This window comes from Collinsella sp. LCP19S3_F2, from assembly GCF_052121015.1.
Taxonomy (GTDB): domain Bacteria; phylum Actinomycetota; class Coriobacteriia; order Coriobacteriales; family Coriobacteriaceae; genus Collinsella.
Genome location: NZ_JBQKFA010000007.1, coordinates 25,493 through 50,432 on the forward strand (window position 1 = coordinate 25,493; position 24,940 = coordinate 50,432).

Sequence of the window (24,940 nt, forward strand, 5' to 3'; positions counted from 1 at the left end):
AAAAACGCACCAAAAAGAGGTACCGGAACAACCGGTACCTCTTTTTTATTTAAAGGTGGTGAAGATGAGCCGACCTGGGACATGGAATAGGTCACAGGCCGATAAATTTTGCAGCAGAGCGACTCCAACCATGTATCCTAAGTTCCGAGGACTTTAGTATTTGGTCGATCGCGAGTTCCGCACGAGCCGGAGAGCACTTAATGTGCTCTCCGTGCGAGTCAGGACTGTCCGAGCAGGCGACCAAATACTAAAGCCCTCGGAACGGCGGGACAGCGTATGCCCCGCCCCTCGGGACGACGAGATAGAGAAGGAGCAGCCATGGCAGGCAAGCCGCAAACACTAGCTACGACCTCGGCATTCGAGATCTTGGGCCCCATCATGGTCGGCCCCAGCTCATCGCACACCGCCGGCGCCCTGCGTTGCGCCCAGGTTGCCGCCAGCCTGCTGGAAGGCCGCGTCACCAAAGTCACCTTTGGCCTGTGGAACTCCTTTGCCCACACCTACCGCGGCCATGGCACCGACCGCGCACTCGTCGCGGGCATCTTGGGCCTCGATACCGACGACGAGAACATCAAGCACGCCTTTGACCTCGCGCGCGAGCAGGGCCTCAGCTATCACTTTGACATTAAGGGCGACGACGCCTCCATCCACCCCAACACCGTCGACATCGACATGGTCGATGACACGGGCGCCACGGCGCAGGTCCGCGGCGAGAGCCTTGGCGGCGGCAAGATGCGCATCAGCCGCATCAACGGCGTCGGCGTCGATATCTCGGGCATGTATTCCACCCTGTTTGTGGCGCACCAGGACGTCCCCGGCGTTCTCGCCGCGCTCACGAACCAGCTCGCCTACGCACACGTAAACATTGCCTTCTGCCGCACCTACCGCACCGAGGTGGGCGGCCAAGCTTATTCCGTCTTTGAGACCGACGGCACCCCCGATGACATCGTCGTTCCCATGCTACGCATGCTCGACAATGTCGATTACGCCACCTTCATTGAGCTTCCCGGCTCGGCCTCATCGCTCTCCCCCGGCGTTTCCGCCAAGGAAATCTTCGACGATGGCGAACAGCTCCTCGACGCCTGCGCCGAACTGGGCCTCAACATCGGCGCCGTCATGGCCGTACGCGAAGCCCGCCTGACCGGCGAGCAGCACGCCGTCGCCGCCATGCGCCGCGTACTCGAGGTCATGCGCGAGGAGACAACGGCGCCCATCGCCGCACCGCAGCGCTCGCTCGGCGGGCTTATCGGCGGCGAGGCAAAACTCGTCGACGCCACACGCCGCAACGATCTGAGCACAAACCTGATGGGCGCCGTCCAAACCGAAGCCGTAGCCCGCGCCATGGCCGTGCTTGAGCGCTCTGCCACCATGGGCGTCATCGTCGCCGCCCCCACGGCCGGCTCTGCGGGCGTCGTGCCCGGCTGCGTGTTGGCGCTCGCCGACCATCTACAGCTCGATGACGAACAGGTCATGGACGCACTCTACTGCTCTGCCGCGATTGGTCTCAACCTCACCACAAGTGCCTGCGTCGCGGGTGCCGAAGGCGGATGTCAGGCTGAGGTGGGCAGCGCCGCCGCCATGGCCGCTGCCGCGCTAGTCCAGATGCTGGGCGGCACGCCCGAGCAGGCACTCGACGCTAGCTCTATCGCACTGAGCAATCTGCTTGGTCTTGTATGCGATCCCGTGGGCGGCCTTGTCGAAGTGCCATGCCAAAACCGCAACGCGATCGGCGTGGCGGCCGCATTTAGCTCGGCGCAGCTCGCCCTTGCCGGCATTAAGAGCCTGGTGCCGTTTGACCAGATGGCACACGTCATGCTCTCGGTGGGCCACGCGTTGCCGGCCACGCTGCGCGAGACGGCAAAGGGCGGCATCGCGCAGGCTCCGGCCGCGCTTTCGGCCTGTGCAAAATGCGGTGTGTGCGGATAAAGAGCAGTCCAAAACAAGAGGTGGGACAAATGTCCAACCTCTTGCCAATGCCACCGTTTCAATACCACAAACAACTAGGTAATCGCTATAATGCAAGCCCAGTAAAAACACGATGAGCCGCAAGGCGAAACTCGAAGGATATGCATACGATGTCGCAAAACGACCGCACCCAACTGATTCCCGATCCGCAGCAGCCTTCTAGGCCTACCGACGGCGTTCAGTCGCCGCGCCCCATCACGCCAACGCGTAGCACAAAGCATGGTTCGGGAAACACCTCACAGCGCCAGAACCCTCATGCATATCAGCAGCGTCAGAGCAATAAAGCGACTAAGCACGCGCCTTCACACACGCAAAACCATCACAAGGGCCCCCGTGGGTCAGAGAACCACGCCAACGGGAAAAAATCCGGGGGCAAAATGACCCTTTTCGTTGCTCTGGGCCTCATTGTTGTCGTTTACATTGTTGGCGTTGTCGCATTTTCGCAGGTAGCCTACCCCAACACCACCATTGCCGGCGTCGACGTCTCGTTCTCCAACGCTTCGTCTGCTGCCACTAAGGTCAACTCGGCATGGAAGCACTATAAGCTCACCGTGACAGGCGATGACTTTAACTGGACCTATCAGCCCGAGTCCGATGAACCCATCGTCGACGGCGAAGCTGCCGCAAAAGAAATCATCAGCCGCAACGAAGCCTTTATATGGCCGGTCCGCCTTGTGGAATCCTTAAGCGGCAAGACCAAAACAACCGCTACCTCCAACGAAGTCGATCTTGAACAAGACGTCGACCTGTCCATGCTCTCTGACACCTTTGACCAAAAGAAGTTTGAGGAGGATCTGGGCGCCGCCATTGACGAGTTTAACGAGGGCCGTTCGGGTACGTTCGAGGCCAATAGCTCCTATGACGAGCAAGCCGGCAAGTTTACCGTCGAGAAGGCGCGCTCCAACGAAAAACTCAACCGCGAGCATGTCATTAAGTATGCCGAGCTCGAGCTTGCCTCGCTGGCCGAGACCGTAGATCTTTCCAAGCTCGGCAACGATGCCTATGAGCCGCTCAATGAAACGCTGACCAATGATCAGATTCAAGCCGCATGCGATGCCGCCAACAACTTCTTGGGCGTCAACGTGACCCTCAAGCTCAACGGCGAGGATGCCGGCAAGGTCGACGGCAGCTCCGTGTTGCAGTGGATCAGCTTTGCCGATCCGGCCAACCCCACACTCGATACGTCGCAGATCGGTAGCTGGGCAGCCGAGCTCGCCAACGGCTTTAATACCGTGGGCACCACCCGCTGGTGGACGCGTGCCGACGGCAAAGAATGTGCCGTCGAGGGCGGTGACTTTGGCTGGTCCGTCGATAGCGACGCACTCGCCAAGCAGGTCGAGGACGCCATTAACAACAAGCAGACCGGCGAAATCGAGATTAAGTACTCCCAGAAGGCCGACACCTATACCGCAAAGGGAGAGCCCGACTGGAAGGCGTATATCGACGTCGACCTGTCCGAGCAGCACGCGCGCTACTATGACGAGAACGGTAATATCGTTTGGGAAGCCAACTTTATCTCGGGCAAACCGGGAGAGGATGCCACCCCCGAGGGCGTTTGGCAGATCAATAGCAATGACGGCGGCAGCACCCTGATCGGAGCCAAGGACCCCGAGACCGGTAAGCCCAAATACGAGAGCCCGGTGAGCTACTGGATGCCTTTCGAGGGCAATATGATCGGCTTCCACGACGCTACATGGCAAAACGACAAGAGCTTCGATAATGCAGAGTCGTACAAGTGGTGCGGCAGCCACGGTTGCATCAACCTGCGCCTGGCCGACGCCAAGGCACTCCACGACTGCATCAGCGTCGGCCTGTGCGTGGTCGTGCACTCGTAGGGAAACACGCCTTCGCACAACGGGGAACTGACGCTCCAATCTAACAGTTCCGAAAGAATCCGCCATATGCGCCCGCTTCTCGCGACGGGCGCATATACTAATCGAAGAACTTTCTATAAAGGATACGCTATGTCGAATGTCCCCACCATCACCCCGGGACCGAATGATACCGAGCGAGCGCCCGAGGGTGCCACCGAAACGCTTCCCCTCATAACAAACGTGCGCGCCACACAGCAAAACGGCAGCACAAGCGATGCAACCGAGATTTCTGACGAAGAGGCCTACGCCAAGCTCAAGGCGAAGCGTGCCGAGCGTCGGCGCAAAAAGCTCATCCGACGCGGCATTGCGGCCGGCGTCGTGGCCGCCACTGTGCTCATCGCCGTAGTCGTAACCTTCGTCATCAACGCACGGCCCGCAGGTACCAACGGGCCGGTGACCGACATGGTCACCGAGGGTACATTTACGACCACCGTCGAGGCTAAAGGCCAGCTCAAGCCTATCTCGGCTTCGGTGGTCTCCCCTTCTGTCGACGGCACGGTGGCATCGATCAAGGTATCAGCCGGCCAGTCCGTTAACGAGGGCGATGTGCTCATGACCATTAAAAATGACGAGCTCGATCGCAACGTTGCCGAGGCGCAGCGCGCGGTGGCGGCGGCACAGGAAGACCTCGCCAACGCGCAGAAAGCGGTAGCTGCCGCCCAAGCCGCTCCGGCGACTGACACAGATGCGGCAGGCGCAAGTGGCGCCAGCGGCGGCGCCGACACGAGTGCCGACACGAGCGCCATCTCGAGCGCCCAACGTAACCTGGCCTCGGCCCAGGCGACCCTGGACCAGGCCAACGCCAAAGCCGCCGAGCGCACCGTGACCGCGCCCAGCTCGGGCAGCATCGTCGAGCTCAACGCCAAGGTCGGCGCCACGGTGACGGGCGGCATGATTATGGGCGAAGGCGATACGACCGGCGGCAAGCAGTGCATGCAGATCGCTGACCTCTCCAAGATGAAGGTCACCGTTCAGGTGGGCGAAAAGGATATCGCCAAGATCGCAGTGGGCCAGAGCGCCAACGTTACCTATCCGGCCTTTCCCGATATCGTGAGCCAGGGAACGGTCACGACAATCGCTTCGGTGGCAAACTCCGACTCCACCTACGGTGGCGGCGGTAGCGTGACCTATAACGTCGATATTTTGATCGACGCGCCCGACGCGCGCCTCAAGCCGGGCATGACCGCCGAGGTCTCGGTGGTAACCGAGCAGCTCGACGATGTGGTGATGGTGCCGACCATGGCGCTCATGACCGAGGATGGCGAGCACTATTACGTCAACGTGGCAACCGACGGTGAAGGCAAGGAGATGTGCCGCGTGAAGGTGACCATTGTGACGCAAAACGATAACGACGCCGTGGTCGGTAAGACGCAGGTCAAGCGCGACGACCAGGGCAATGAGATCAACGCAGACGTACCGGTTACCAAGCTGCGCGACGGCGACACCCTCATCGTGGACACCGGCGCAGGCATGACGGCCGACGGCGACGACCCTGGCAGCATGTCTGCCGACGAGGGCTTGTAATGCGTCCCGTCATCAACATCCGCAACGTGCATCGCATTTTTGAGAGCGAAGCCGGCTGCGCCCATATCCTGCATAACGTGAGCCTGGCAGTGAATCCCGGCGAATTCGTGGCCATTACCGGCCCTTCTGGCTCGGGCAAGTCAACGCTCATGAACATCCTGGGCTGCCTGGACAAGCCAACGGCAGGCGATTATTACCTGAAGGGCCTCAACGTGGCGGAGCTCGACGATGACGAGCTCACCGAAGTCCGCGCCCTGAGCATCGGCTTTGTCTTTCAGAGCTTTAACCTGCTGCCGCGCCTATCGGTCATCGAAAACGTCATGCTGCCGCTGTCGTACACCAACGTGCCGCGGGCTCAGCGTGAGATGCGCGCCGTTCATGCACTGCAAGCCGTCACGCTGCCGGTCGACCACTGGGACCACCGCATCTCCGAGCTCTCAGGCGGACAGATGCAGAGGGTTGCCATCGCGCGCGCCCTCGTCAACGACCCGCCCATCATCCTGGCGGACGAGCCGACGGGAAACCTGGACTCCGCCACCGGAGCGCTCGTGATGGAGACCTTCCACAAACTCCAGGAACGTGGCAAGACCATTGTGCTCATCACGCATGATCCCGGTATCGCCGCCGAGGCCGACCGTGCCGTAACCATTCGCGACGGCCGAATCCACGACGGCGCGTACATCGCGCACGCACCGCAGACCCTGCACGGCGCCATTGATAACCTGCCCATGATTTCCGCACACGCCAATCCGACGAAAGGAGTGAAGGCATGAGCACGCGCGACCTTATCCAAGAAGCCCTTCACTCCCTCGAGGCCAACAAGGGACGCAGCCTACTCACCATCCTGGGCATTGTTATTGGCATCGCCTCCGTCATTGCCATGACCTCGCTTATCGGCGGTATCCAAAACAGCCTGGTCAACAGCCTGGGCCTCAACGCCGCGCGTATGGTGCAGATTTATTCGTCGCAAGAGCTCACCGAGTCGGACGTTGAGAATCTTCGCAAGATGGTGCCGCAGATCGAGCAGATCGGTATCGTGGACAGTGCCTATACCGAGTACAAGGCCGGTGACAAAAGCTATAACGTCATGGCGCAGGGCGTCGATAGCGACATGCTCGACGCAGTGGGCGCCAGCAAGCTCGTCGCGGGGCGCACCTATACGCAGGCTGAGTCCCAATCTGGCGCACGCGTGGCGCTCATCAACCGCGGCGGCGCGGACCAGCTGTACGGCAACGAACAGGACGCGCTCGGCAAGACCATCAAGGTGTCGAACGGCGAGGTGCAGATTATCGGCGTTATCGACGGCGGCAGCGACTCCATGGGCTCACTCACGCTCTACATGCCGCGCGAGACCATCTCGGGCCTCTTTGGCGACGAGAACCCGTCTTTTCCCAGCGTAACGGCGCTCACCGTCGAGGGTACGGACATGGATGAGCTGTGCAAGACGATTGAATCCAAGGTGCGCAGCATGAAGGACATCGCGGATGACGACGAATATGACAGCGTGTCGGCGACCTCAATGAAAAGCGCCATCGACGCCCTCAACTCCTTTATGGGCGCGTTTTCGCTCATCATGGGCGCCGTTGCCAGCATTTCGCTGCTCGTGGGCGGTATCGGCATCATGAACATGATGCTCACCAATGTGACCGAACGCATCCGCGAGATCGGTATTCGTCGAGCCTTGGGTGCCAGCCGTCGCGATATCACCGCACAGTTTTTGGCCGAGTCTTCGGCGCTGTGCATCACCGGCGGTCTGCTAGGTGTCCTGATTGGCTACCTGCTTGCCTGGGGCCTAGCGATGTTCGCCGCGGGTTCCGGCGTGCTTGGCGAACTCGGTGCCAGCGGTACCATAACGCCGAGTTTTTCGATCGCCACGGTGCTGCTGGCCTTTGCGGTCTCCGTCGGCATCGGCGTAATCTTTGGCTTCTACCCCGCCCGCCGGGCCGCAAAACTCGACCCCGTGGAGTGCCTGCGCTACCAGTAATGCAATCCCCCCCTGAGTTGCGGTGAAATAGGGAGTGTTTTAGCCGTTAAAAGGCCTATTCAGTCCTTATTTCACCGCAACTCGGAGGGGATAAGGCGCTAGTGCTATTCGAAACGAGATTCCAGACTCGATAGCCCGTTCAACGTCAGATTGTTAGCGACCTCCGAAATGCGCTCGATGGGCACCGAGCCATCGGAGAGTGCCCACGTGCGGTAAATGCCGATAATGCCCGAAAGCAAAAACGCCAGATAATAGTCGAACAGCTCGTCCTTTAAGCCATCGGGCAGCAGGTCGCGCTCGGCAATCTCGTTCTCGAGCGGCACACGCAAGCGCGTCATAAAATCGTCGAGCGGAATGTTTTCAATCAGCTGGCGATTGAGCACCAAATTGTTGCACAGCGCCTCGTTAACGGTTTTGAAGAAGGTCGCCGCCGCTCCGAGTGCTCGCTCGTTGGTGTTACCGCCCATAGAGGAAAGCGTCTTCTCGACTGAGTCGACAATCATCTCGACCACATCCACGGCAATGGCATCGAGCAAGCCGTCCACCGTGCCAAAGTGCACGTAGAAGGTCTTACGGTCGACATTTGCCTCGCGCGCGATGGCGCTCACCGTAATATCGGCGAGGGGCTTTTCCATCAGCAGTCGCTCAAATGCCGAAAGAATCGCATTGCGACTGCGAACGATACGGCGGTCAAGGCGCGGTTTAGTGGTGGCCATAGACGTGTCCCCTTCATGTCAACTGCCCACCTATAGCTCCTGTACAAGTGGGAGATAATCAACGTAAGAGGATTATCCTACATCTAGCATCGCAATGACGAGCATCATTAAGAACGCACGACTCACCAACTGGGCTCTAAGGCCGCTTCTTTTTATTGAGCGCCGCAGGGGAAACGCGGATACCGTCGCCAGTCTGACGAACATAGGTCTTCCGTGCCGGTTTAGAGGCCACAGCAGTCTTTTGAGCATGCTGATTGGGGTCCACGGTAACCTGAGAGGTTGGATGTGCCTTAACGGACGCAGAAGGCTTCTGAGGAGTGCGCCCGAGCTTGCACATCATACGGTCCCAGCGCGCATGGATACTCTCGTTATGAGCGCTCTTAAGGCCCAAAAGAGGGGCGGCCAAAATGGTAGGCGCGATAAAGGTGATCAGACGCCAAAGCAGATAGCCGGCAGTCGCTGCCGTGCCAAAAAAGTGACCCAGGAACAGCGCGAAGCCGCCCTCGGCACCACCAGTGCCGCCAGGCAGCGGGACGGCGGAACTCAACAGCTGTACAAAAGCACTCGCCGCCATGACCGAGAAAAAGTCAACGTCGTACTGACCAAAGGCAAGCATCAAAAAATACGGAACCAGGTAGAAAAACGCCAGCTGCAACATGGTGATGACGACCGTGAGCAGCATGGACGAAAAATGGCCGGCAGAGAGTTTGAATTTCTCGGAGAACGAGTAGATCTCGCCATCGACAAAGGTGCGCCAGCCCTCGATCTTAGTAGCTGAAACGCCCATGCGCTCGAGCCAATTGATAATACAATGTGCGACGCGCGTGACGGTCTTGGGCATCAACGCCACGGCAAAGATGCCGAGAAGAATGCAGCAGTGGCCGCCAAAACTAAAGACGCAAAGCAGCGTCATGTCGCCATAGCGCTCGGCGAAAAACGGCATGCGGGCGAGCAGCAGAATGGCACCCCATGCCACCAAACCAAACTGGTACACGATAAAGCGGGTGAACTGCGTGGCACCCGCTTCGCCCACATTTTGGCCGGCTTTGGTCAGGCGATAAATCTGGGCAGGCGTGGAGCCCATCATCATGGGCGTCAGGTTGCCAAAGAAGATGCCGCTCGCCTCGACCGAAATGAGGTCGCGGATGCCGACAGGCGAATTGGGATCGAGCCATACGGCAATCGCGTACGCCACGATGCCAAAAAACAAGTATAGGAACATGCAGAAGCACGCGGCAGCGAGCCACGGCGCCTGAACGCTAGCCATGGCGGCCCAGAACTGACCCATCTGACCGGTCACGACCAAATAGACGATATAGCCCACCAGCACAATGCCAATAAAGATGGCACCACGACGTGCGCTCTTGTTGTCATCGCCGCCCGAAACATCGACTTGAGGCTTTGGGGTATGCTGAGAGGACTCCGTCATGAGGCTCCTTCTGACCGTCAATGTATCTGGCCTATTGTACCCGTATGGGAGATAAGCAAAACGTAAAGCTATGGGGCAAATGGGATGAACAGACAAGCCCGCATGTAATAAAAAACCCGACCTTCGAAAAGAAGGTCGGGTATCCAAAACTTGGTAGCCCGTACCAGATTCGAACTGGTGATCTCCGCCTTGAGAGGGCGGCGTCCTAAACCGCTAGACGAACGGGCCATAAGCCTCAGCAGAAAAGAAGTGGTAGCCCGTACCAGATTCGAACTGGTGATCTCCGCCTTGAGAGGGCGGCGTCCTAAACCGCTAGACGAACGGGCCACATGACATCTGCACTGCCGTGCTGCGAGGACATATATTACGGGACAAAAAACGCGAACGCAAGAAGAAATTCCAAATTGGCCAAATTTTGTCGTGAGGTTATGGAACACACAGGTCAACCTGGTAGCTAATTTGGGACGGGGCTTTTTTAGCTACCCCTGCCAGAATCACGATTGTTCGTCCTATTGACAGCGGGGGTAGCTAAAAAAGCCCCGTCCCAAATTAGCTACCCCAGGTTGAGGTGGGCCAGAAGGGCCTCGCGGGTGTTGGGGACGTTGTCTTCGATCACGGCGTCGAGGGCAACGTTGAGAAGCTGTCCCAGCTCAGGCCCCGGTTTGACGTCGGCGCGAATCAGGTCCCCTCCGTTGATGCCAAGCATCTTAAGCGTATAGGGCTCCCCCGCTTCCAACAGTTCGTGGGCGAGCGAACGCATCTCCTCGATCGTCTCGACGTAATAGAAGCACGACGGTGCCTTACCCAGCGTATCGGCACGCTTAAGGTCCATAAGCTCGTCAATCAAACGCGGTGTGTCGACGCCCTCACCCGAAAGCGAGCGCATCATATTGAGCAAACAGGAGCGCTCGGGGCGCAACGGCTTATCGTGATACCTGATAAGCAGACACACGTCGCGAACCAAATCGTGCGAAAGCGCCAAGCGATCCATAATAGCGCGCGCTTTCTTGGCACCAAGCTCAGGATGACCGTAAAAGTGGCCGCTGCCCGCATGATCGACCGTAAAGCAATCGGGCTTGGAGACATCGTGCAAAAACGCTGCCCACATTAAGCTCGACGAAGGCGCCACGCCGTCACACAGTGCCAGCTCCCCCGCTACCGTCAAAACGCGAGCGATATGCTCGTAAACATTAAAGGCGTGGTAGACGCTGCGCTGGTCAAACCCACGAGCCGGCGCAAGCTCGGGCACGGCGGCGCAAACAAGCTCGGGATAGCGTAGCATCGCGTCTCCCCCGTGACCGGTCGATAGAATCCCCTCGAGCTCGATGCCCACGCGTTCGCGTGCCACGGCATCGAGCAGCGGCGAGCACTCGGCAAGCGCCTGTTTGGTCTTAGGCTCGATCATAAAATCCAGACGGCAGGCAAAACGCACGGCGCGCAGCATGCGAAGCGCATCCTCGTTAAAGCGACGCTTGGGATCTCCGACGGCACGAATCAGCTTACGCTGCAGGTCGCCCTGGCCATCATAACGGTCGACAAGACCGCGCTGGGGATGCCAAGCCATGGCGTTAACGGTAAAGTCACGACGTGCCAGATCGTCCTCAAGCGACGCCGCACGCTCCACACTCTGGGGATGGCGACCATCGGTGTAAAAACCGTCCAGGCGATACGTCGTGACCTCAATACGCTCATCGTCACAAAGGGCGGTAATGCCGCCAAATTTTATGCCCGACTCAACTACCGCAATGCCGGCTGCCTCGAGCGCCGCCTTGGACTCTTGCCACAGGCCGCTACAGCACATGTCAACATCGTGGCTGCGACGTCCCATCAGGGCGTCACGCACCCAACCGCCTACGAACCAGGCCTCGAGACCAGCGTCCTCAAGCGCACGTAGCACACGCAGGGAGGCATCTGTGGGCTGCGTACCGTTGAGCGAAACATTACACATACCTATGGCCTCCTACGCTTGCGAGCGTTAAACGATGGTTCTCAAGCAGTCTAGCAAGAAACAAGCGTGAGCGCACATGAAATCACATCGTCGATTCGCGCGAACGAGACAGCAGGTCCCATGCGGCCAACAGATAAAAACACCCGCCTCGGAGATCCAAAGCGGGTGTTCGGCAACGATATGTCTAAACGGTTAGCAGACCTGACGAACGTCGATGTGCTTCTTATATTCGTCCACCTTGGCAAAATCGCCCAAACCAGGGCACTCGACCACGTTGGCACCGGTTGCCATCGAGAGGCGCAGGGCGTCCTCGACACACTCGGGGGCATCGTGCCACACGGACAGGAAGGCGGCAAGCGAGGAATCGCCGGCGCAGACCGTCGAGAGCAGCTTGACCTCAAAGGTGCGTTTGGCAAACCAAATGTGCTCGCCGTTGGAGAAGTACGCGCCGTCGCCACCAAGGGTCAGCAGCACATTCTTTGCGCCCTTGGCGTGCAGCTCAGCCATAGCGCACTTAACGGACTCGTCGTCGCCACCGCTCACCTTAATGCCAAAGATGTCGAGCAGCTCGTCGTCGTTGGGCTTAATAAGCAACGGCTCCATGGCAATGAGATCGGCCAGCTGATGGCTCGAAATATCGAGCACGAACTCGGCACCCTTTGCCTTAACACGGCGAAGAACCTCGGCCAGGAAACCCTCGGAGGTGTTGGGGGGCAGCGAGCCGCTAATGACCAGGCAGGTCATGTCGTCGAGCGAGTCGATGAGCTCAAACATCTCCTGCTCGTTGGCAGCATTGATGGCAGCGCCTGCATTGACCATGTTGTACTCGGTATCGGGACCGGCGTTGAGGAAAACGTTGACGCGCGTGATGCCGTCAGTCCACACGGGCTTGACGGGCACACCCAGGGCCTCGGCGCCCTTGACGATATACTCGCCCGAGAAGCCGGCAAAAAAGCCCAGGATCGTGGTGTCGACACCGTAGTGATCGAGGGTGAACGAGACGTTGAGACCCTTGCCATTGGGCGTATAGACCGCGTTGCGCGTGCGGGTGACGGTGTTGGCGGAAAGTCCGTCGCAGGAAATGTTGTAATCAATGGCGGGATTTGCAGTGAGCGTGTAAATCATGAATGTTCCTTTCACAAAGCAACGTGATAATGAAAGTATATTCCACACCTTGTGAAAAGACCATAGCAACTCGGCGAACGGTGTAGAACGCGTGCAGGTGGCCAGAAAAGCAGCAAGGCGGGGCAAAAAAATCAGGAGTGCTTGCCCTGAAGCTCATTTGCAATTTACAAATAAGCGCCCCGGCTTAAACCGGGGCGCCATATAGCCACGAATATGTAGCGTTTCGCTTACTTGCGATCGAGCTTGCGGACAGCAACGCGCTTACTATACTCATCGACGTGACCGAAGTCGCCGATGCCCACGGACTCGGCAACATTGGCGCCGGTGGCCATAGCGAGCTTCATGGCCTCCTCGACGTTGTCGCGATCCCTGTACCACTTGTGCAGGAACGCAGCGAGCGTGCAGTCGCCGGCGCAGACGGAAGAGACCAGCTTGATGTTGAACTCACGCTTAGCGTACCAGATGTCCTCGCCGTTGGAGAAGTAAGCGTCGCCGCGGCTACCACGGGTGAGCAGCACGTTCTGGACGCCGGCATCGTGAGCCATCTTCATGGCAACGCGGACCTCGTCGTCGGTGTCGACCGGCACGCCAAAGATGGCCTTCATCTCGTGATGGTTCGGCTTGATGAGCAGCGGCTTCTTGTGAGCGAGCTCCTTGAGCTTGTCGGAAGACAGGTCCAGGACGACGTCGGCGCCACGAGCCTGAGCGTGCTCCATGACCTGAGCCAGGAAGTCGGGCGTAGCTTTGGGAGGCACGGAGCCGGAGACGATCAGGCACTCAAGATCGCCCGCGGTGTCCAGGATGTTGTAGAGCTCCTTCTGGTGCTCCGGCGTAATCGGGGCGCCGGGGTTAAGGATGCCGTACTCGTGCTGGCCATCGTTGACATAGGTGTTGATACGCGTGATGCCGTCGGTCCAGACCGGGCGGCACAGGCAACCCAGGTTCATGACCTCCTCGACGATGAACTTGCCCGTGAAGCCGGCGAAGAAGCCGAGCGCGACGGTGTCGACGCCCATCTTCTTAAAGGCGAAGGACACGTCGAGGCCCTTGCCGTTAGCCGTGTAGCTGGCCGAGCCGGTGCGGACGTTCTCGTCGGGCTCGAGCGGAGAGCTCGAAACCGTCATGTCGACAGCCGGGTTAGCGGTTAGCGTGTAGAACATTTACAGTACCCCCTGTATATTTGAGGGCCGCGCGGCCAGCCCATTCCAACCACGCGGTTACCTCTGATACCAAATTAGCGAGCGGCAGCCTCAAGCAGCGCCTTGACCTCTTCGGCAGTGTTGCAGGCGAGCGCCTTCTCGGCGAGATCGTCGCACTCGGCCTTGGTCCACTGGCTGATGGTCTTGCGGGCGCGAAGGATAGACGGAGCGCTCATCGAGAACTCCTCGAGGCCCCAGCTGATCAGCAGCGGCTCAAGCAGCGGATCGGCAGCGGCCTCGCCGCACATACCGACCATGATGCCAGCCTTGACGCCGCTCTCGATGATGTTCTTGAGCGAGCGAAGCACGGCGGGATAGTACACCTGGTACAGGTTAGAAATGGTGTCGTTACCACGGTCGGCACACATGGTGTAGCCGATCAGGTCGTTGGTGCCGATCGAGAAGAAGTCGGCGACCTCGGCCAGGCGGTCAGCGATCAGCGATGCGGCAGGCGTCTCGACCATAATGCCGACCTCGATGTTCTCGTTGAACTTGCGGCCCTCTTCGGTCAGCTCGGACTTGCACTCCTCGACGAGCTCCTTAACGGCCAAGACCTCCTCGACGCAAGTGACGAGCGGGATCATGATCTTGACATCACCGAAGGCGCTGGCGCGCAGCAGAGCGCGGAGCTGTACCTTGTACTGGTCGGGGTTGGCCAGGCAGTAACGCACGGCACGGAAACCCATGAAGGGGTTCTCTTCCTTGACCATGTGCAGGTACGGGATCTCTTTGTCGCCACCCACGTCGAGCGTGCGGATGATGACCGGAGCGCCATTGAGCGCGCTGGCAACCTTGCGATAGGCGTTGAACTGCTCCTCCTCGGAAGGAAGCTCGGCGGAATCCATGAACAGGAACTCGGAGCGGAACAGGCCAATGGCCTCGGCGTCGTGATCGAGCGCGTTGGGCACGTCATCGGGGTTACCGATATTGCAGGCAATGATCTTCTTGATGCCATCGGCAGTCACGGACGGCTTGCCACGGAAAGCCTCGAGGGCTGCCTTCTCGGCAGCGAAAGCCTCGGCCTTGGCGGTGTAGGCGGCGAGCGTCTCCTCGTCGGGATCGGCCTCGACGATACCCTTGCCACCGTCGACGACAACGGTCATGCCGTTGCGCAGCGCGGTGCAGCTGTTGGCAACCGAAAGGACAGCCGGAATCTCGAGGGCGCGGGCGATGATCGCGGAGTGCGACGTGCGGCCACCGGTCTCGGTGACGATACCGGCAACGTGGGCCTTATCGATCGTGGCGGTCATGGACGGCGTAAGGTCGTGCACGACAACGACAGTGTTTTCGGGCAGGACGGAGAGATCGACGACCTCCTTGCCCAAAAGCTCGGCCAGAATACCGGTGCGGATGTCGGCGATGTCTGCCGCGCGCAGGCGGAACATCTCATCGTCCATGGACAGGAACATGTTCTCAAACATGGTCGAGGTGTCCATGAGCGCCTGCTCGGCGCAGGTGCCGCCGTCAATGGCGGCGTTGATGGCGTCGGTCATGCCCGGGTCCTGAGCCAGGACAATGTGTCCGCTCATGATCTCGGCCTCGGCCTCGCCCACCGTCTCCTTCATGTGGTCGGCCTGAGCCTGGGTCTTCTCGCAGAAGACCGAAAGGGCGGTCTGATAGCGCTCCTTCTCTGCTGCCGAATCAGCAACCTCGTGCGGCTCAAACGTCAAGTCGGGTTCGACGGCAACCATGACGGTGCCGATACCGATGCCCTCGGAAGCGTTGACTCCCTGATACATTCCTATTCCTCTCTCCGTGTCATGTGATAAAGCGTTTTGCCATATCCATGACAAAAGAGCGCAGTTCCCTTTAAACAGGTCACTGCGCCCCCAAATATGAACTTAGTTGTTCAACATGCGACCCGTTTGAGTTCTACTCGCCAAGACCGCTCTTGATGAGCTCGATGGCAGCAGCCAGAGCCTCGGCCTCGTCAGCGCCGTCGCACTTGACCTCGACCTCGGTACCGCAGGGGATGCCGGCAGCCATGAGGGCCATCGGGGACTTGCCGTTGACCTCCTTCTCGGGGGTGACGACCGTCACGTCGCAGGCGTACTTGCCCATGGTGGAGGCGAAGAGGCCAGCCGGACGCATGTGAAGACCCTGAGGATTAACGAGGGTAGCCTTCTCAGAAACCATAATTGACTCCTTTTTTGTGTTTAACCCCTATCAGCAATGCGACAGGAGCCATATTCACGACGTTGATTATATTAACTCACATCAAACGGTTTTTCATTATGTTTCGCACGAATTGTTGGACAGATGTCGTTCCTGCATGCTCGCCTGCCGGGCGGGGCGGTTAAGTTTGCTGCTCTACAGTCCTGCGCAAGACGGAAAGCACATCAAGTGCTTTCCTTTGCGTGCGGAACTCGCGACAAACTTAACCGCCCCGCCCGGCAGGCGAGCTGCGGAAACTCGGTCGGTCCAGAGCAATATCGTGCGAACGAAATTCTGGCTGATAATTTGTTCGCCTGGTTGATCTGGTTGATGCGGTTGTCTATACCCTCCTGTGAACTGAGGAGTATCCCGAACTGTCGGCAGGAAGGAAATGTCCCTCAGTACCGGGTAACTTGAAAAAAGGCGGGGACCCCTGATGGAGTCTCCGCCTTATATACAGGGGGCGATGTTATTCGCAAGCTGCGGGATTAGACCAGACGGGCGTTGATCGTCTTAGCGATCTCGGCAGCGTCGGTGGAACCCTTAACGGTGGCACGGAAGCCCTCGTCCATGAGCGCCTCGGCGACCTTGGACAGGATCTTGAGGTGCGTGGTGCCGGCCTGGGCACCGGGGATGAGCAGGGCAATAGCCACGTTGACGGGAGCGCCGTCCATAGTGTCCCAACCGGTCACGCCAGAGTCGTCCTTGACGACGATGACGGCGGCCTCGGTAATGGCATCAGACTTGGCATGCGGAATAGCGAAGCCCTCCATCATGCCCGTGGTGCCCTCGGCCTCGCGGGCCAGGAAGGCGTTCATTACGGCGTCGGCGTCGTCAGCGATACCGGCCTTGACAGCCTGGTTGGAGACAAAGCTCAGGGCCTCGTCACGAGAAGCAAAATCCTCGGCGACAAAAACGTTCTCGACCTTCACGAAGTCGGAAGCCTCAGCCTTGGGGGCCTCGACGGCAGCGGCCTTGGGAGCCTCGACCGGCTTAGCGGCAGCGGCGGGAGCGGCCTTCTGTTTCTTCTCGAAGTCATACTTCTTGAAAGCAACGAACAGGATGCCACCGACCACGGCGCCGATGAGGATCGCGAGGACCCACAGCGGACCGTTCTCGACAACGGGCAGGACCAGGAAACCACCGTGAGGCGCCGGATCGTGGACGTTGAACATAATGGTCAGGATCGAGGCGATGGAGGAACCGAGCATCATGATGGGCATGACGGGCCAGATGTTCTTGGTCATGAACGGAATGGCGCCCTCGGTGATGTGGGTGCAACCAAGGATGAGGTTGACGATACCGGCGTCATGATCCTCCTGGCTGAAGTACTTCTTGCCGACGATAACGGCGAAGGTGGTGATCAGCGGCGGAACGATGCAGGCGGCGGAGACGGCAGCCATGAAGTTGGTGCCGAAGTTATAGGTGTCGGTGCCGACACCGGCAGCCAGGGCCTCGGTGAGCATAGCGGTACCGGTGACGTAAGCAGCCTTGTTGACCGGGCCGCCCATATCAAAGGCGCACATGCAGCCAATGGCAAGACCCAGGACAACAGCGCCAGAGGCAGACAGACCCTTGAGGAAGTCCATCATGGCGGTGTTAATGGCAGCCATGGGGCCGGAGATGCCGAGCATGACCAGACCGACGATGGCGGTCGAGAACAGCGGGTACAGGAAGATAGCCTTGAGGCCGTCCAGGTTCTTGGGCAGCTTGGCAAAAACCTTCTCGAGCAGCAGGATGACATAGCCAGAGAGGAAGCCGCCGACGATGCCGCCCAGGAAGCCGAAGCCCACGCCGGCACCGCCGGCATCGATCATGCCGGTCTCGGCATTAACGGGCAGGCCCTGGATGGCGATCATACCGGCGACAAAGCCGGGAACGAGCGCCGGGCGCTTGCCGATGGACTCGGCGATATAGGCGGAAAGCACGGGAACCATGAGGTTCATGGCGATGCCGCCGATGATCTTGAGCATAGCGGCAAAGCTGTTGTAGTCGGCAGCCGTCGAGTCGAAGGACGTGATGCCCCACAGGAACGAAACGGCGGTCAGAACACCACCGGCAACGACGAAGACCAGCATGTGGCTGACGCCGTTCATGAGGTGCTTATAGATGATGTGACCGATGGACTCCTTCTCCTCGACCTCATCCTCGACATCGGCAGCAGCCGCAACTGTGTCGTCGCCCTTGGCGGCGAGAGCACGGTCAATCAGCTTGCCGGCAGCCTCGACGGACAGGGCCTTGGAAACACCGACGGAAACCATGGGCTTACCGGCGAAACGCTCCGCCTGGACATCCTTATCGGCTGCGACGACGACGGCCTTAGCACCGGCGATCTCACCCTTCGTGAGTTCGTTCTCGACACCGACCTGGCCATGAGTCTCGACCTTAATGGTCAGACCGCGCTCGGCAGCTGCCTTCTCCAGCGCCTCCTTCGCCATGAAGGTGTGCGCGATGCCGGTCGGGCAACCGGTGGCGGCGATGATGTCAAACTTAGCCATGTGTCCCTCCTTCTTGAGTACTGCGCCCGCGGGCGCTCCCCTACACGCGCTACGGTGCGCGCTTTTCCACTCCTGAAAGATACCAAGCCACCGCTTATATGAGAAGCAATCAAGCCTATTTCTCCGGTGAAAGGTTCTTTCACAACCGTAAACGGTCGATGAAAGTTTACCATCAACTTTTGAAACAGCAAGGTGTATCTTGTAATTGAAATCCCCGTATACTAGAGCGGCACACAACAAGACAGCTTTTAATGCCAACCAGGAGTCATCCATGTCCTATAGCAGCAAGAGCGCACTCTCCCTTATTAGCACGCACAAGGGATACAGCGAGTCCGAGCAGCGCATTGTCGACTATATCCTAGAGCACCAGTCCGAGGCACCGCTCCTAACAGCCGCGCAACTCTCGCGCGCCGCCGCAACCTCCGAGGCCACCGTCTCGCGCTTCTGCCGCAAGCTGGGCTTTGGAAGCTTTCGCAGCTTTCAGTTTTCGCTGGCGCGCGATCTGGAGAGTCAGCGCAGTGAAGGCCTCACAGACGAGGTCTCGCTCGATAATATGGAGCAGAGCCTCAAAAACATCCTCGCCGCAAAGGTCAGTGAACTCAATGCGACCATCGATGGCATTGATCACGATACACTGGCAGCCGTCGTGCACGCGTTTAAGAACGCAGGGGCTATCGAGTTTGCAGCCGTAGGTAATACCAACGCCGTTGCGCTTGACGCGACGTTTAAGTTTTCGCAACTGGGCCTTCGCTGTATGTCAAGCACCATCAGCGAGACATCAATCGGCTTTGCGCTCACGTTACGCCCCGGCGACGTTATCGTGCTGATCTCGAACTCTGGCAAGTCGCGTCGACTGAATCGCATGGCAAAAGCGGCTCGAGGCTGTGGTGCCACCGTAGTCGTCATCAGCAGCGACAGCAAGTCTCCGCTTGCTCGCCTAGCCGACTACACCTTTAATACCGTGAACCACGAGGCGCTGCTCACCACGGGCGACTTTGCGTTCTCCAAGATCAGCGCCACGATGATCATCGAGGTTATCTACAACTTCCTGCTGCCCGAAATCGAGGACGCCCGAGAGCACATCAGCTACTACGAGGAGCTTATCCAGCCGGATAAGGTCGTGGAATAGAAATTTTGGCGAGCCGACAAACGCCACTCGCCACGAAACCGGCCTATCTACTACGTTTTATCAGTATGGCCCAACCACATACCGAAAATAGAAAAACCGCAGGCGTTCTACCTGCGGTTTTCTTTTTGCAATTCAAGGCGTGGTTGCCGATAGCCTATTAAACGTAGTAGATGGTCCGGTTTCGTGGCGGCCGGGTCGAACATACATGTAACGGCTCGGCCTAAGCACGCGCTTCCTCGAGCATCTGCTTTGCGTGGGCCAAGCTCGCCTCCGATTGATCGCCGCTCAGCATACGGGCGATCTCTGCGGTACGGGCGTCCCCGGTCACCTCATCCAGATGGGTTTGGGGAACGTCGCCGGGCTCTTTGCTCACCACGTAATGTTTGTCGGCCATGACGGCGACCTGCGCCAGGTGCGTTACGACAATCACCTGATGCGTTGCGGCAAGATCTGCCAGAACGCTCGCAAGGGCGCGTGCAGTAGAGCCACCAACACCGGCATCGACCTCGTCGAACACCAACGTATCCACGCCGTCCGCGTTACCCAAAACAACCTTGCTCGCCAACATGACACGGCTCAGCTCGCCACCAGACGCAATGCGGCGCAGGGGGCGCGGCGTCAATCCGGCACCGCTACGATACAAAAGCTCGTAGCTCGAAGGGCCCGCCGGCGTCCACTCGGCGCGCGGAAGATCGCGCGAGTCCCAAACGAGCTCGGCGCCGCCCATCTCCAGGCGCGCCATCTGACGGCCAACCTCGTGGCAAAAGCGCGGGGCTGCCGTATTGCGTGCGCGCTTAAGTGCCTTGGCGGCGGCGAACAGTTCGCGCTCCGCCGCGCCAAGCGCTTCGCGCGCCTTCTTAATCTGCTCATCACCATCGTCTACCAGCGACAACAGCTCTCGCGAGCTATCGCGCATGGCAAACACGTCGTCCATGGTGGGACCCCACTGACGCAAAAGTCCCTTAAGATCGGAATACCGCTCGCGCATACGAGCCAGCTCGCGCGGATCGAAGGCAACCCCATCGCGATAGGCGCGCAGCTCGTTGGCACAATCCTCGAGCGAGATGCAGGCATCAGAAAGCGCATCGGCGATATCACCCAGCTTGCGATCGACAGTAGCCATGCGCGAAAGCTCCGCGACGGCACTGTTCACGGCATCGAGTGCTCCCCCTTCGGCAGCAAGCGATGTATGGGCATCGTTGGCCGTTGCCACCAGCACCTCGGCATGCTCGGAGCGCGGCAGCAGCTCCTCGAGCTCCTCATACTCACCCGGCTTGGGGTCGACCTCGGCGATGCGCTCCAGAGCGAAGCGCGCTTCCTCGACACGACTCCCCTGCGCGCGTGAGGCCTCTTCGACGCGACGGACCTCTTTGGCAGCCGCGCGAGATGCCTTAAGGCAAGCACGATAGCGATCGAGCGCCTCGAGCGCCGGGCGCCCCGCCCATGCATCGACCATGGCAACATGATGCGCAGGGTCGAGCAGGCGCTGGTGCTCGTGTTGGCCGCAAAGATCCATCATCACGCCGACGCGCTCCGAAAGCTCGCGCACGCTGGCGATGCGGCCGTCAATTTTTACGCGGCTGCGACCCTCGGCAGAAAGGCTGCGCTGCACGGTGAAGCCCTCCGTGTCGTGCGGACCGTCAAACAGGCGCGCCTCGACGTTGGCAAGCGTCTCGCCCTCGCGCACCGTCGACGAATCCGCGCGCTCGCCCAAAATGAGCTTAAGCGCCGAGAGCAAAGCGGTCTTGCCGGCGCCGGTTTCTCCGGTCAGAACCGTTAAGCCCGCGCTCGGAACCAACGTCGCCTCGCGAATGAGGGCAATGTTGGAAACCTGCAGCTCATCGATCATGACGAACTCCGTAGAACACGCGACTCACCGAGTTATAGAAGCTCTCGGGGCCGTAATCCAGCAGCAGAACATCGCCGGGACCGCGACGCACGGCCACGCTCTCGACCGTGCCATCGCAGGTAATAAACTGTCCATCGATGGCGATCGCAGGCACGCTCGGGCGATCATCGGACATAAAGATCTCGACGACATCGCTTGGCGAGGTCAAAAAGGCGCGAGCCTGAATGGTATGTGGGGCGATGGGCACGCAAACCATGCCCGTGTAATCGGGACTGACGATGGGGCCGCCGGCGGAAAGCGCGTAGCCGGTGGAACCGGTCGCTGTCGAAACGACGACGCCGTCACCGCGCAGGCGGTCGATATGATGGCCAGACACCGTGATGTCGAACTCAACCATATCGGACAGGGGCCCGCGCGTAAGCGCCATATCGTTAAGGGCAAACGTGCGCACGACATCCTTCGTGCCATCTTCGCGCACCGAAACGATATCCGCGGCGAGGGTGGCGCGGCGACTCACATGGAGCTCACCGGAAAGGGCATCGCTCACGACCTGCAAAATATCGCGATCCTCGGGGCTCGCAGCCGTCAAAAAACCCAAATGACCATAGGAAAGGCCCAGAATGGGGATCTCGCGGTAGTTGAGAATGCGGGCGGCGCGCAACAGCGTGCCGTCGCCGCCGAGCGTAATGACCAGGTCGGCATCGTCAACATCGGGCGCACGCTGGATCTTGGAACGCTGATCGGCAGCCCATGCGACCTCGTAGCCCTGGCGCGAAAGCCAAAGCTCGAGCATTAGGCCGCTCTCGACCGCCTCTTGCTTGTAGTAATTGGGAACCAGAAAGACCTTCATAGCGTTGCAGCTTTCTCGCTCAAAGCCGTTACCTGTGATTGCAGCTCATCGTCGGCGCACTCGCCAGAGGCAAACCTCGTGCCGTACAGGAAAAACTCGACGTTGCCCTTGGCGCCATGGATGGGCGACACGCACACGTCGAACGGGAACAGGCCCTTGGCGGCAAAGAGTTCAATCGCCGCCACAAGCGTATCGCGGCGGACGGAGGGGTCGGTCACGATACCGCCCTCGCCCACCAGCGCAGCCGGCGCCTCAAACTGCGGCTTTACGAGCGTGCAGAACGAACCCGAAGGCTTCAGGCACGCCAACACGGCGTCGATGATATTCGCGATACTCGTAAACGACACATCGCAGACAGCCAAGTCGATAGCGCCGCAGTAGCCAAGCTCGGGCAGTTGTGTCACGTTGGTACGCTCATGGAGCCTCACGCGCTCGTCTTGGCGCAGCGACCAATCAAACTGAGCGCGACCCACATCGACCGAAACGACCGTTGCGGCGCCACGCTTGAGCAGGCAATCGGTAAAGCCGCCCGTGGAGCAGCCCACATCGAGGCAAGCAAGGCCCATGGGATCGATCCCAAACGCATCGAGCGCGCCCTCGAGCTTGAGCCCGCCGCGCCCCACGTAGGGAATACGGCCCTTCACGTGCAGGGGCAGACCGGGCGTCACCTTAAGGCCCGGCGAGGTCAAACGCTCGCCGCCACTCGAGACCAAGCCGGCCATAAGAGTGCGAAGGGCATCCGCGCGGTCGGCGCAGATGCCCTGTGAAATCAGTTCGTCATCGAGACGCACGCGTTTCATGAATGCCATCAACCATTCGTATCCGGAGACGCGGCCTGGCTATCCTGGGATTCGATTGCCGCATCCTCATCGTATTCCTGCTCGAGCTTATCGGCCTCACGAGGCGTCAACTCAAACTTGTCGACCATATCGACCGCACGGGAGCCAAGTTCGATCGCCTCGTCAAACAAATCGAGCGAACGCTCCAAGGACGTATCCTTGGAGCGAACGGTAGCGATGATCTGGTCCAAGCGGTCCGAGATCTCGTCGAAGTTGCGAACGGAACCCTCTGGCATGGCTACTCCTCGACGGTACCGGTCTCGACCTCGGCGACCTCGGCACCCTCGTCGAGAACGCCGGCCGCAGCCTGAGCGGCTGCAACCTTGGCAGCAGCCTCGGCGGCCTGGGCCTCCTCGCGGGCGCGGTCCTCGGCCAGCAGCTCCTGATACAGGTCCTCGCCCGGCAGCTCCTCGCTACGCGCGATCTTGCCCAGCACGCCGTTGACAAACGACGCGGACTGGTCGGTGCCATAGGCCTTGGCAAGCTCTACAGCCTCGTTGATCACGATGGCGTCCGAGACCTCCTCGTCGGTGAGGAAGCGCATCTCATAGACGGCGATACGCAGCAGATTGCGATCGGCGCCGGGCATGCGCATAAGATCCCAGTTCTTGGCGATGGAGCGCAGGGCGCAGTCGATGCGGTCGATATACTCGTAGGCACCGCGGCACAGCTCCAGAGCGTAGGGGTCGAGGGGACCCTTCGAGATCAGGAAATCGCCCTCGAGGACGCGCTCGAGCGGGCTGTCCGTGGCCTCGGCCTGGAACAGCAGCTGCAGCGCCTGACTGCGGGCAAGCGTACGCCCGCGATAAACCTTAAGGCTCAAAGGTTACTCCTTGGGGAAAACGAGGCCGTCGATGCAAACGTCAACGCGCTCGACCTCGACGCCTACCTGGGCATCGATAGCTGCGACCACGGCGGAGCGAACGGCCTCGGCGAGTTTCTTGAACGGATAGCCAAAGAACACCACGACGCGCACGGTGAGTGCGAGCTTGTCGCCGATGACCTCGGCCTCTACCGCCGGATCGGAAGCCGGGGACTTGGACGAAAGCATCATGGAGACAAGGTTGGTGGCAAGGTCCTTGACGCCCACGGAGGCGATGCCCTCGACATCCGTGACGGCGCGCGAGACGATGGCGGTCAGAACATCGGGCGAAATACCGATGCCGTCAATCTTGATTTCCTGGGGCATGAGTCCTCCTAGAAGAGTTGGTTGCTAGACGCGGGAGACGAACTTGCCGTCGCGGGTGTCAACCTTAATGACCTCGCCCTCGTTGAGGTACATCGGGACCTGGATGACAGCACCGGTGTCGATGGTGGCCGGCTTGGTGGAACCCTGAACGGTGTCGCCCTTAAAGCCCGGGTCAGTCTGGACGATGGTGGTCTCGATGAACATCGGCGGGGTCACGCCCATGAGCTCGTCGTCGGCGAAGAGCAACTGGCAGGTGTCGTTCTCGCGCAGCCACTTGGAGTTCTCGCCCACCATGTCCTCGGGAACGGGAACCTGCTCGTAGGACTCGTTGTCCATGAAGATGTAGTCGGCGCCGTCGTTGTAGAGGTACTGGAACTCACGGGTGGTGAGCATGACGCTCTCGAACTTGGTACCGGCGTTGCAGGTGTTCTCGACGACACGACCGCTCTTGATATCGCGGGTCTTGTAGCGCACAAAAGCACCGCCCTTGCCCGGCTTGACGTGCTGGAACTCGACGATGGTGTAGACCTTGTCCTTAATGCGGAGACCGAGGCCGTTCTTGAAGTCGGCGGTAGAAATGGTAGGCATAGCGACCTTTCTTGTTATGGGTAGAACGCACAAGCGTCCAAATTACATACGAGCGAAATTATACACTTGCAGGCGGCGCC

At 59.6% G+C, this 24,940-nt stretch carries 21 protein-coding genes and 2 tRNA genes; 6 read left to right on the forward strand and 17 right to left on the reverse strand.

Annotation, left to right across the window (positions count from 1 at the left end; all coding sequences use genetic code 11):
• Positions 1–318: 318 nt before the first annotated feature.
• The 5 genes from sdaAA to ACTQX9_RS06830 all read left to right on the forward strand — a co-directional run bounded on the left by sdaAA (position 319) and on the right by ACTQX9_RS06830 (position 7,347).
• Positions 319–1,926, forward strand: a complete 1,608-nt coding sequence (gene sdaAA, locus ACTQX9_RS06810; protein ID WP_441540832.1) for an L-serine ammonia-lyase, iron-sulfur-dependent, subunit alpha — start codon at positions 319–321, stop codon at positions 1,924–1,926.
• Between the two features lie 416 nt (positions 1,927–2,342).
• Positions 2,343–3,800, forward strand: a complete 1,458-nt coding sequence (locus tag ACTQX9_RS06815; protein WP_441540833.1) for a L,D-transpeptidase — start codon at positions 2,343–2,345, stop codon at positions 3,798–3,800.
• Between the two features lie 129 nt (positions 3,801–3,929).
• The gene (locus tag ACTQX9_RS06820; RefSeq protein ID WP_441540834.1) at positions 3,930–5,363 is read left to right on the forward strand and encodes an efflux RND transporter periplasmic adaptor subunit; all 1,434 of its coding nucleotides are present in this window, start codon (positions 3,930–3,932) and stop codon (positions 5,361–5,363) included.
• Complete coding sequence (locus ACTQX9_RS06825) at positions 5,363–6,136, forward strand: ABC transporter ATP-binding protein (RefSeq protein ID WP_441540835.1); 774 nt, start codon at positions 5,363–5,365, stop codon at positions 6,134–6,136. Before ACTQX9_RS06820 ends, ACTQX9_RS06825 begins: the two co-directional genes overlap by 1 nt.
• The gene (locus ACTQX9_RS06830) at positions 6,133–7,347 is read left to right on the forward strand and encodes an ABC transporter permease (protein ID WP_441540836.1); all 1,215 of its coding nucleotides are present in this window, start codon (positions 6,133–6,135) and stop codon (positions 7,345–7,347) included. The genes ACTQX9_RS06825 and ACTQX9_RS06830 overlap by 4 nt, the downstream gene beginning before the upstream one ends.
• Positions 7,348–7,451: 104 nt before the next feature.
• On the opposite strand, the gene ACTQX9_RS06835 is transcribed toward ACTQX9_RS06830, so the two are convergent.
• From ACTQX9_RS06835 to ACTQX9_RS06880, 10 genes are all read right to left on the reverse strand, one after another.
• Entirely contained in the window at positions 7,452–8,063 is a 612-nt protein-coding gene (locus tag ACTQX9_RS06835) for a TetR/AcrR family transcriptional regulator (protein WP_441540837.1), read from the reverse strand.
• Positions 8,064–8,199: 136 nt separating this feature from the next.
• A complete protein-coding gene (locus tag ACTQX9_RS06840; RefSeq protein ID WP_154515563.1) occupies positions 8,200–9,492 on the reverse strand; it encodes a lysylphosphatidylglycerol synthase transmembrane domain-containing protein in 1,293 nt (430 codons plus the stop codon).
• 151 nt (positions 9,493–9,643) lie between these two features.
• Positions 9,644–9,720, reverse strand: a tRNA-Glu gene (locus ACTQX9_RS06845).
• 22 nt (positions 9,721–9,742) lie between these two features.
• Positions 9,743–9,819: transfer RNA gene (locus tag ACTQX9_RS06850), tRNA-Glu, on the reverse strand.
• Positions 9,820–10,045: 226 nt separating this feature from the next.
• Complete coding sequence (locus ACTQX9_RS06855; protein WP_441540838.1) at positions 10,046–11,440, reverse strand: CCA tRNA nucleotidyltransferase; 1,395 nt, start codon at positions 11,438–11,440, stop codon at positions 10,046–10,048.
• Between the two features lie 192 nt (positions 11,441–11,632).
• Positions 11,633–12,565, reverse strand: coding sequence for a 1-phosphofructokinase family hexose kinase (locus ACTQX9_RS06860; RefSeq protein ID WP_427717343.1), 933 nt, complete (start codon positions 12,563–12,565; stop codon positions 11,633–11,635).
• Between the two features lie 227 nt (positions 12,566–12,792).
• Positions 12,793–13,725 carry a 1-phosphofructokinase family hexose kinase gene (locus tag ACTQX9_RS06865; RefSeq protein ID WP_349125764.1) on the reverse strand — a complete coding sequence of 311 codons (933 nt, stop codon included), beginning with the start codon at positions 13,723–13,725 and terminating at the stop codon, positions 12,793–12,795.
• 74 nt (positions 13,726–13,799) lie between these two features.
• The gene (gene ptsP, locus ACTQX9_RS06870) at positions 13,800–15,503 is read right to left on the reverse strand and encodes a phosphoenolpyruvate--protein phosphotransferase (protein WP_427728175.1); all 1,704 of its coding nucleotides are present in this window, start codon (positions 15,501–15,503) and stop codon (positions 13,800–13,802) included.
• Positions 15,504–15,636: 133 nt separating this feature from the next.
• A complete protein-coding gene (locus ACTQX9_RS06875; protein ID WP_022094575.1) occupies positions 15,637–15,900 on the reverse strand; it encodes an HPr family phosphocarrier protein in 264 nt (87 codons plus the stop codon).
• A gap of 506 nt (positions 15,901–16,406) precedes the next feature.
• Positions 16,407–18,416 carry a fructose-specific PTS transporter subunit EIIC gene (locus tag ACTQX9_RS06880; protein ID WP_427728173.1) on the reverse strand — a complete coding sequence of 670 codons (2,010 nt, stop codon included), beginning with the start codon at positions 18,414–18,416 and terminating at the stop codon, positions 16,407–16,409.
• A gap of 271 nt (positions 18,417–18,687) precedes the next feature.
• On the opposite strand from ACTQX9_RS06880, the gene ACTQX9_RS06885 reads away from it, so the two are divergent.
• Positions 18,688–19,545: a MurR/RpiR family transcriptional regulator gene (locus ACTQX9_RS06885; RefSeq protein ID WP_441540839.1), complete on the forward strand. Its 858-nt coding sequence runs from the start codon at positions 18,688–18,690 to the stop codon at positions 19,543–19,545.
• Between the two features lie 220 nt (positions 19,546–19,765).
• On the opposite strand, the gene ACTQX9_RS06890 is transcribed toward ACTQX9_RS06885, so the two are convergent.
• The 7 genes from ACTQX9_RS06890 to efp are packed head-to-tail and all read right to left on the reverse strand — an operon-like array spanning position 19,766 to position 24,860.
• A complete protein-coding gene (locus ACTQX9_RS06890) occupies positions 19,766–21,394 on the reverse strand; it encodes a DNA repair protein RecN (RefSeq protein WP_441540840.1) in 1,629 nt (542 codons plus the stop codon).
• Positions 21,384–22,244: an NAD(+)/NADH kinase gene (locus ACTQX9_RS06895; protein WP_427728169.1), complete on the reverse strand. Its 861-nt coding sequence runs from the start codon at positions 22,242–22,244 to the stop codon at positions 21,384–21,386. The genes ACTQX9_RS06890 and ACTQX9_RS06895 overlap by 11 nt, the downstream gene beginning before the upstream one ends.
• Positions 22,241–23,044 (reverse strand): TlyA family RNA methyltransferase, encoded by an 804-nt coding sequence (locus tag ACTQX9_RS06900; RefSeq protein WP_441540898.1) that lies wholly within the window; start codon positions 23,042–23,044, stop codon positions 22,241–22,243. Before ACTQX9_RS06900 ends, ACTQX9_RS06895 begins: the two co-directional genes overlap by 4 nt.
• 8 nt (positions 23,045–23,052) lie before the next feature.
• Positions 23,053–23,319, reverse strand: a complete 267-nt coding sequence (locus ACTQX9_RS06905) for an exodeoxyribonuclease VII small subunit (RefSeq protein ID WP_441540841.1) — start codon at positions 23,317–23,319, stop codon at positions 23,053–23,055.
• Between the two features lie 2 nt (positions 23,320–23,321).
• Positions 23,322–23,906 (reverse strand): transcription antitermination factor NusB, encoded by a 585-nt coding sequence (nusB, locus tag ACTQX9_RS06910; protein WP_427717322.1) that lies wholly within the window; start codon positions 23,904–23,906, stop codon positions 23,322–23,324.
• Positions 23,907–23,909: 3 nt separating this feature from the next.
• Positions 23,910–24,272, reverse strand: a complete 363-nt coding sequence (locus ACTQX9_RS06915) for an Asp23/Gls24 family envelope stress response protein (protein ID WP_441016288.1) — start codon at positions 24,270–24,272, stop codon at positions 23,910–23,912.
• Between the two features lie 24 nt (positions 24,273–24,296).
• Positions 24,297–24,860: an elongation factor P gene (gene efp, locus ACTQX9_RS06920; RefSeq protein WP_154515524.1), complete on the reverse strand. Its 564-nt coding sequence runs from the start codon at positions 24,858–24,860 to the stop codon at positions 24,297–24,299.
• Between the last annotated feature and the right edge of the window lie 80 nt (positions 24,861–24,940).